Genomic DNA, 6,132 nt, shown 5'->3' with positions numbered 1-6,132 from the left:
TCGCTTCATTCCGGACAAACCAGAGACGCCATCGGGAACAAGACTTGTCAGTCACCAGAACTGACCATGCCGGATGGTGGTACCGCTCGGTAGCTGAAAATCACCTACCGCTTAATCAATGATTTCCAGGCATGCGGTCTGAAATCGAATTACGATCTACGTTCCAACAATCATGCCAATAAATTATTCAATAATATCAGCAGAAAAAGCCTTTTGTGGTAAAAATTACAACGAAATAGTGTTGCGCCCTTACAGGTTTTGTTGTAATTAATACCACTATGGATAAGGCCCATATGTTAACCCGGCTCGCCGCCCAACTGGCAACCGCCATCAATCATGAAGAGCGCCATCATATCCTTTTGAAGGCCTTCGACGACCTGGTTGGAGGCGACGCGGTGGCTTTACTCAGAATGGATGGAGGCGTTCTAACGATCGTTGCCTGCATGGGATTGAGCCCAGATGCCATGGGGCGCAGTTTTAAACTGAAAGACCACCCAAGATTGGACGTGATCTGCAATTCGAAAGAAGCAGTTGTTTTTCCTTCCAATTGCAACCTCGCCGATCCGTATGACGGCCTGATCGGAATCGATGGCTCTGCAGCCGCCCGCGTGCACTCCTGCATGGGCCTGCCGCTTTTTGTGAACCGCCGACTGATCGGCGTGTTGACCGCCGATGCATTGGATCCCGATGTTTTTAACGATCTAGACTTGCCGCTGATACAGGCCCTGAGTGTGTTTGCAGGAGCGGAGATGCACACCGCGCAGTTGATCGGCACACTTGAAAACGCCACCGCAAAAATGGACCAGATCTCCCGGCACCTCGTTCAGGATGCGCGCGAACGTACGGGCAATGATCTCGTCGGAAACAGCCCAGCGATCAAGCGGCTGCGCCAGGAAATCGAATTGATCGCCCGTTCTGACTTCAGTGTGCTGATCACCGGTGAAACCGGTGTCGGCAAGGAGGTGGTGGCCCGCTCCATTCATGCGTTGTCCAAACGCCGCGACGCCCCCCTGATTTGCTTGAACTGTGCGACCCTGCCGCAGACGTTGGTTGAAAGCGAGCTTTTCGGCCACGTCCGGGGAGCCTTCACTGGCGCATCGGCAGACCGGGAGGGAAAGCTGGAACTGGCTGAGGGTGCCACCCTGTTTTTGGATGAAATCGGTGAGCTGCCACTCGACGTTCAACCGAAGCTGCTGCGTTTTCTTCAAACCGGGGAGGTACAACGAGTGGGCAGCAACCTTATCCGGTCCCTGAACGTGCGACTCCTGGCGGCCACCAACCGGGACCTGGTGGCTGCCGTGAAACATGAACGTTTCCGAGCTGACCTTTTTCACCGCCTCAACGTCTACCCCATCGATGTTCCGCCGCTTCGGGAACATCCCGAAGACATCCCGCCGATCATCGGCCGGTATTGCGAGGTGGTTCAGCGACAGCTGGGGTGCGGGCCGGTTCGCTTTCAGTCGGACACCTTCCAGGCATTGAAAGCCTATGCGTGGCCCGGAAACGTCCGGGAGCTCGAAAACATGATCGCGCGCACTATATTGAGGGCGTCCGCCGAAGATCCGGCAGGAGATTTGGTCGTCGTGTCTCCGCGCCATTTCGGCGGCGGTCGATTTTCACCGGAGAATGCCATTGACCACGGAGGCCAGACGGGCATCGACGATGATCGTGCCGGGAAGCCCTTGAGAGCCGCCGTTGACGACCTCCAGCGGGAGCTCATACGGGCCGCCCTGAAAAACAGCAACGGCAACTGGGCGGCGGCGGGGAGAGCGCTGGGAGTCAACCGAAGCAATCTACATAAACTGGCAAAAAGGCTGGGGATCAAAGACACTCCGGCAAAAAGTGATGCTTGAAACGCTGTCGAACCAGGGACACGACGGTCAGGCCGGGCCGATTCAGCATTCCGACAATCGTCCCATCCTTTGACCGCATGTTTTTCCCAAGGCATCGACCATCCGGTATACCGTCCCTATCCGGCCTGTTCGCCCAGCCATCCGCATCGATTATTTCTGTAAGGAACGCCTTTCTCTTCAGACAAAAATATGAAAGACATATCGCAACCCAATCCGCCGGGGAGGTATAAATGAAGATTACACGAATGAGAATGGTTAAAATCCTGTTGAGTGCCTGCCTGACACTGGCTTTTATTGCTCCGCATGCAGCGGCGGCCGTATTGAAAGATGGTGGACGGACATACCTGGTGGACCGCACCGGCGAACGCTGGGACATCTCGCAGGCCGTATCGATCGGATTCGACCCGGACCATTTCGAATTCGGCATCGGTCGGCATGCATTCAATCCACTGGATGACACCGACTGGGAGCCCGACGAAAAGCAAAGCGGCTCGGGGATGCGCGTCATCGGCGTGGCCGGAAACGGTGACGCGCATGCCTATTCAGTCGACAAATTGCGTTACCACGAAACCGCCAACACTTTTCTTGGATCGGACGCAATCGTCGCCGGCTACTGACCGCTGGTCGATCTGGCGGCTGTGTACAGCCGTGAACTTGACGGGAAAAGGCTCACGATCGCCCCATCGGGGTGGACCTACAAAAGAACCTTCGTGCTTTACGACCAGGAGACCGGCACGCTCTGGTATCCGGATAAAGACGGACTGCTTGGGATCCAGGGAAAGTACTTCCAAAGACACCTGCCCAGGTTGGAATCGACGGACACGCGTTGGTCAACATGGGTGAAAAGCAATCCCTCGACCCGGTTGATGAAATAATCCTCGATTCCCATCCTTCCTCCAGGGTGCAATATCGGTTTTAATCTGCCGAGCCAGCTTGATCGACCGCCACGAAGATGATAATCATGGCGAATGCTGAGAGTAATCGAAAAGGGCTCACACGTCGCAGCGCTTTTATTCGTGTTGGTAGTTGTCCCAACCATGGCCCTGGCCCAGGATTACGCCCTGGCGGTCTATGCCGGCCGGTTGACCAGGGAAAAATGGGAGAAGTCGATCCTTCCCGGCGCCGATTTTGCGGATGCCACGATTATCGTGGCGACAGGTTCGTGGACCGTTGCCCGCTTTTTTGGCGGCGACCTGTCCTGGGAACTGGAGGCACAGGTGGGTAAATACGTCGGGGACCAGGATCACTGGGAATTCAACCTGCCGATCATCGGGTTCCGCTGGCACCGGTTTCCCTGGGACCGGTATGTGGCAACCAGCTTCGCCTGGGGAATCGGCCCGTCCTACGCCACGGAGACACCGCCAATCGAACTCGAAACCAATGACTCCAGCAGCCAGTGGCTGATTTACTGGTACAGTGAATTGACCCTCGGTCCGCCAGCTTCAGGATGGGAAGTCATGCTGCGGCTGCATCACCGGTCGGACGGTTACGGCGCCGTGGCTGACGACGGCGGTTCAAATGCCGTTTGTGCGGGGCTTCGATATCGATTTTAACGCAGATAGGAGGTACGTATGACCGCCCGCCAGGTGATCCCGACCATGTTGGTGCTGTCGTTGGTCTTCGCTACATTAACCGCACCCAGCCGCACCGATGGGCAATCGACCGAATCCGCGGGACGGGACCGATCGAAGACGGTGATCCGCTTTTCCTACACCCCCATCTATCAGTTTGAAACCGATCTGGACAGCGGCGGCAGTTTCGATGTCCAGCGCCATTTCCTGCGTTTCGATGTATCCCGGTTCATCGACCGGCACTGGACCGTAGGCCTCGGCCTGAGCTTCGATTACGAACGCTGGGGTTTTTCCGATATCAAAGGCTTGGCCGGCGTCGACCTGTGGGATGAAATTTTCAGGCCGGGCATCAGCCTTCCCGTTTTTTACAGCACCGGCGGCAAGTGGCGTTTCGGGGTCATTCCCACCATCGATTTTGCCGGTGCGTCCGGTGCCGAAGCCAGCGAATCCATCTCCTACGGAGCGGTGCTGTCTGCGGCCTACGCCGTTGGACCGGATCTGATGCTGGGCCTGGGTACCGGCATATTCGAGCGCTTGGATCAATCCGAGGTCTTTCCTTATGTGGTAATCGATTGGAGGATCAACGAACACCTGCGTCTGGCCAATCCCTTCCGAGCCGGCCCGGTGGGACCGGCCGGCCTGGAACTGGTTTACGCGCCGGACGGCAGATGGGAAATGGGCGTGGGCAGTGCCTATCGATCTTACCGCTTCCGCCTCGACGACTCCAGTGCGGTTGCCGACGGCATCGGTGAAGTGGATTTCTGGGCGCCCTTCCTGCGGGTGGGCTGGCGGATGGGCGAGCACTATCGCTTCGACCTCAATGGCGGGGCGATGCTGGGCGGTAGCATCACCATCGAGGATGAAAATGGCAACCAACTGGGCGAGACCGACTATGACGCGGCGCCGTTCGTGGGCTTAACCCTGAAAGGGCAATTCTAATAACGACAGCGGCGATATGAGTATTAAATAGATTCCTGGCGACGCTGGCCGTTCGGCATGTCGAACGGCTATAGATCAATGCCGAGTAATTTCATCTTTCGATAAAGCAGCGTCCGGTGAATGCCCAACAAATCTGCTGTTTTGGTTTTGTTTCCGTCGACCTGCCGCATGGTTTGTTCGATCAGAAACCGCTCAGCTGACTTCATGTAGTCATTCAGTGTGGTTGCGGCGGATCGCTTGGGAAACATGGTGGAATGAAACAGGTAATCCGGCAGATTTTCCGGTTTGACCGTTCCGGACCTGACGTCGAACAACGTGCGCTGGACAACATGCAGCAGTTCTCTTCCATTTCCGGGCCAATCATATTGCTCCATCGCTTTTTCTGCTGTGGGAGTGATGCGGATTCCCTTTCCCGAAGGCCCCTTGACCGTTTTCTCGATAAAATAGTAGGCAAGTGGGATGATATCCTCTCTCCGATTTCTCAATGGCTCAATATCAACAGGGATGCCGTTAATCCGGTAGTAAAGATCTCGCCTGAATTGTCCAGTCTTCATGAGGTGTTCCAGGTTCTGATTGGTTGCAGAGACGATCCTGAAATCCGAGGATATGACGTTGACTCCACCGACTCGCTCAAATTCTTTGAGTTCAAGTACCCTTAGCAATTTAGGCTGCATCTCCAACGGCAGATCGCCAATCTCATCCAGGAACATGGTGCCCAGGTGGGCCAACTCAAACTTGCCGGGCTTGCCTTTCGGGTTGGCGCCGGTGAACGAGCCTTTTTCGTAGCCAAACAATTCTGCCTCGAGCAGATCTTTGGGCATAGCTGCACAGTTTACGCGAATGAACGGGAAATGTCGTCGGCTGCTCGCGTGGTGGATGGCGTGGGCAAAAAGCTCTTTTCCCGTCCCTGATTCTCCGGTGATCAATACCGGCATGGTGTTGCCTGCGGCACTTGACGCCTCACCCACCGCCTTTTTGATGGATTCACTTTTACCGATGATGCTTTCAAAGGTAAATGTGGTGGCGTGGACGGTGGCGAGTTCCTTTTGAACATCAGCCAGCTTTGATTCCAGTTGCTCGAGTTTATCCGCCAGTTTGGAAACCGTCGTGGCCGAATCAAACAGAACCAGGCCGACCACGGCGATGATCTGTCCGTTTTCCCGAAGCGGAACCCGGTGAACCAAAAAACCGGTATCTTTGAAATGATGGGGATAGTTGATTTCTGCAATGCCGGTTTTGGCCACGACTGGCAGACGGCTGTTGGAGATGACCTGCGTCGCAGGTTTGCCGAGAGAGGTTTCGATGTCAATGTCCAAAAAACGGGAGTAAGTCCGATTGATATAGACGATCTTGCCGTCCGTATCGCAGATGATGACACCAATTTCCATGTTCTCCACGAGGTTTTTAAAAAACCCGGTTCGGTGGATCGGATTGGAACGTGTCGAATCAGCCATGATCCTTGCTCAAATCCGCCTGAGTGTCGTTACGCAGTTGGTGGCGGCAGACCCTCCGACATTGAAGACCACGGCCACTTCTGGTGTTTTATTAGCCGGCGCCATGCCGATGGGTTCGCCGACCAATTGTTTGTAGGCCAGGGCATGCATGGAACACCCCGTCGCGCCAACTGGATGACCTTTTGATTTAAGCCCGCCCGACAGGTTGACCGGGCAGCGATCATCCGGGGTGAATCGCCCGTCCATATAGTCCCACCCGGCTCGACCGTCAGCAGACAACCCCAAGGCTTCGGTGGTCAGGATTTGATTGATGGA

At 55.5% G+C, this 6,132-nt stretch carries 6 protein-coding genes and 1 pseudogene; 5 read left to right on the top strand and 2 right to left on the bottom strand.

Annotation, left to right across the window (positions count from 1 at the left end):
• Nucleotides 1-293 precede the first annotated feature (293 nt).
• From norR to ABYV26_RS18325, 5 genes are all read left to right on the top strand, one after another.
• The gene (gene norR, locus ABYV26_RS18345; RefSeq protein WP_372682806.1) at nucleotides 294-1,853 is read left to right on the top strand and encodes a nitric oxide reductase transcriptional regulator NorR; all 1,560 of its coding nucleotides are present in this window, start codon (nucleotides 294-296) and stop codon (nucleotides 1,851-1,853) included.
• Between the two features lie 230 nt (nucleotides 1,854-2,083).
• Complete coding sequence (locus ABYV26_RS18340) at nucleotides 2,084-2,470, top strand: hypothetical protein (protein ID WP_372682805.1); 387 nt, start codon at nucleotides 2,084-2,086, stop codon at nucleotides 2,468-2,470.
• A 3-nt stretch (nucleotides 2,471-2,473) separates the two neighbouring features.
• Nucleotides 2,474-2,728: a DUF3179 domain-containing (seleno)protein gene (locus tag ABYV26_RS18335; protein WP_372682807.1), complete on the top strand. Its 255-nt coding sequence runs from the start codon at nucleotides 2,474-2,476 to the stop codon at nucleotides 2,726-2,728.
• Between the two features lie 93 nt (nucleotides 2,729-2,821).
• Nucleotides 2,822-3,406 (top strand): hypothetical protein, encoded by a 585-nt coding sequence (locus tag ABYV26_RS18330; protein WP_372682804.1) that lies wholly within the window; start codon nucleotides 2,822-2,824, stop codon nucleotides 3,404-3,406.
• Between the two features lie 18 nt (nucleotides 3,407-3,424).
• A complete protein-coding gene (locus ABYV26_RS18325; RefSeq protein ID WP_372682803.1) occupies nucleotides 3,425-4,363 on the top strand; it encodes a hypothetical protein in 939 nt (312 codons plus the stop codon).
• A 68-nt stretch (nucleotides 4,364-4,431) separates the two neighbouring features.
• Here the strand turns inward: ABYV26_RS18325 and ABYV26_RS18320 are convergent, their stop codons facing one another.
• Nucleotides 4,432-5,817 (bottom strand): sigma-54 interaction domain-containing protein, encoded by a 1,386-nt coding sequence (locus ABYV26_RS18320; RefSeq protein WP_372682802.1) that lies wholly within the window; start codon nucleotides 5,815-5,817, stop codon nucleotides 4,432-4,434.
• A gap of 9 nt (nucleotides 5,818-5,826) precedes the next feature.
• Nucleotides 5,827-6,132, bottom strand: a pseudogene (locus ABYV26_RS18315) (hypothetical protein); the annotation flags it as partial.

Origin of the sequence: Desulfosarcina sp., from assembly GCF_041551955.1 — a bacterium.
Taxonomy (GTDB): Bacteria; Desulfobacterota; Desulfobacteria; order Desulfobacterales; family Desulfosarcinaceae; genus Desulfosarcina.
The sequence above is the reverse complement of the archived record's forward strand: the minus strand, read 5'-3'. Positions and strand labels throughout refer to the sequence as shown.